The 1,344-nt window shown below is 64.1% G+C and carries 3 protein-coding genes and 1 pseudogene; 3 read left to right on the plus strand and 1 reads right to left on the minus strand.

Going from position 1 to position 1,344, the window contains the following annotated elements; all coding sequences use genetic code 11:
* Positions 1-251 (minus strand): DnaA N-terminal domain-containing protein (locus tag JCM9942_RS16090; protein WP_304941167.1); only part of this gene is annotated, 251 nt, incomplete at its 3' end.
* 253 nt (positions 252-504) lie between these two features.
* On the opposite strand from JCM9942_RS16090, the gene rpmH reads away from it, so the two are divergent.
* The 3 genes and pseudogenes from rpmH to JCM9942_RS16100 form a co-directional block, all read left to right on the plus strand.
* Complete coding sequence (gene rpmH, locus JCM9942_RS16095) at positions 505-645, plus strand: 50S ribosomal protein L34 (RefSeq protein ID WP_006404565.1); 141 nt, start codon at positions 505-507, stop codon at positions 643-645.
* Positions 646-650: 5 nt separating this feature from the next.
* A complete protein-coding gene (rnpA, locus tag JCM9942_RS18490) occupies positions 651-1,142 on the plus strand; it encodes a ribonuclease P protein component (protein WP_083468598.1) in 492 nt (163 codons plus the stop codon).
* Positions 1,142-1,344, plus strand: a pseudogene (locus tag JCM9942_RS16100) (membrane protein insertase YidC); the annotation flags it as partial. The gene rnpA and the pseudogene JCM9942_RS16100, both read left to right, overlap by 1 nt.

Below are 1,344 nucleotides of genomic sequence, written 5' to 3' on the forward strand. Positions count from 1 at the left end.
GCCGGGTCCGCTGCGCGCGGGCGCGAGCCGACCTCCAGCACCACCTCGCCAAAACCGGCGAAATAGGTCAGCAATTCGGCGATGCGCGGCAGGTAATGTTCGCGCACCTGATCGACGATAAAGGCATTGGGCGCATACAGCACGAGGCTGTCGGCGCGCTGGTCGGCCTGCAACGGCTTCAACCAGGTGTGGACATCTTCCGGCGGAAATTCCGCCTCCAGACGTTCAAGACAACGGGACCAGGCATCCATCAGAAATAGTCATCAAAGGCTTGTCAGCCGGGCGCAGAAAGCCGCCGGGCCACAGGCCGGAAAGGGGGGAAGTGGATGGCGCAGACTACCACCGCCGGGCCGGGCCGGGAATGCTTGTCCCGTATTTATTCACAGGATCATCCACAAGTTACGCACCGTCGCCGTACCGCCACTTGAAGAAGGGGTTTGACGGGAGGGGGTAACCCTCTATAGAATTTCCGGTTCTTTCCGTCCACTTCATACAGGTGCCCCCATGGCCACCAAGCGCACGTTCCAACCCAGCAACCTCAAGCGCAAGCGCGACCACGGCTTCCGTGCTCGTATGAAGACCGCTGACGGCCGCAAGATTCTGTCGCGTCGCCGCGCCAAGGGCCGCAAAGTCCTCAGCGCTTGATTGCGTTGCCGCGTGATGCGGCAAATGCAACTCCGATCGTGAGCAGTGCCTTCCCGCGCAAGCGATTTCCTCGCTCTGCGCGGGTTCGTACGCGTGCCGAATATACATCGGTCTTCAACGGCGCCCGCCGTGTGTCCGACCCGCTGATGACACTCCACTGGCTGAACGGGGATAGCCCCCCCCGGCTGGGACTGGCAGTGTCACGGAAGGTCGACACGCGTGCGGTCGGTCGTAACCGTATCAAGCGTGTGTTGCGCAATGCAACACGCCATCTCCGGTCGTGTCTGGCCGGTGGCGACTATGTGATAGTCGCCCGTGCGGCGGCCAAGACCGCCAGCAACCAACAGATCCACGAGGCGTTCGAGCGCCTGCTGCGCCGTGCTGGCGCATTGCCCCCTGCTGGCGTGAGCGGCACAATGCCGCCGCGCGAGGGTGTTGGACCCTTTCCTTTGAACGCGCCGGAAGCCGCTTCCGGTCGAGCCGAGCCTGCCTGCTGATGAACCAGACCCGTGTATTCCTGATTTTCGCCTGGCTGATGGTGGCCGTGCTGCTGTGGATGGAATGGGGTCGGGAAAAGGCGGCGCCGGATCCGGCCACCGTGGCCGCGACCCAGCCGGCTGTACCCCACGCCAATGATGTCGATCTGGCCCCGCCGCCGGCCGGCAATGTGCCGCAGGCCACCGTGCCCGGCCAGGCCGG

The sequence above is a fragment of the Stenotrophomonas pictorum JCM 9942 genome (assembly GCF_001310775.1).
GTDB classification, from domain to species: domain Bacteria; phylum Pseudomonadota; class Gammaproteobacteria; order Xanthomonadales; family Xanthomonadaceae; genus Stenotrophomonas; species Stenotrophomonas pictorum.